At 44.2% G+C, this 534-nt stretch carries 1 protein-coding gene; it reads left to right on the plus strand.

Features of this window, described 5'->3' with window-relative positions:
• Positions 1-534: galactokinase (locus HC175_RS17140; RefSeq protein WP_369074342.1), on the plus strand; the 534-nt coding region annotated here is incomplete at both ends.

A 534-nucleotide genomic window follows, 5' to 3' on the forward strand; every position in this document is an offset into this window, starting at 1 on the left:
GGTTTTGTTTTGCCCACGGCGATCAATAAGAAGATAAAACTTCAGTTTTCTGCCAACGGCTCTGCTTCTGTCTGCAACATTTACAGCAAAACCTATAACACATATTTTTCCTTTGACCTGCAAAAGATCTCCCGCAGTGAGCATATGTGGGAGAACTATATTCTTGGAGTGGTCAATGAGATCCAGAAACGCGGAAAAAATCCTGAAGGTTTCGATTGCATCATTGACAGTGACCTTCCCGTTGGTGCGGGAATAAGTTCCTCTGCCGCCCTGGAATGCGGAATTGCCTTCGGGCTTAATGAGCTATTTAACCTGGGGCTTTCCCGGCAAACGATCGCTGAACTTTCGCGTGATGCAGAACATCACTATGTAGGCACTAAATGCGGGATCATGGACCAGTTTGCCTCAGTTTTAAGTAGAGAAGACCATCTTATTCTTTTGGATTGCCACAGTTTGGAAGCTACTTATGTACCTGCAAATTTTGAAGGTCATAAATTGGTGTTACTAAACACAAAAGTCTCTCACAGCCTTGCC

It is taken from the genome of Salinimicrobium oceani, from assembly GCF_012037645.1.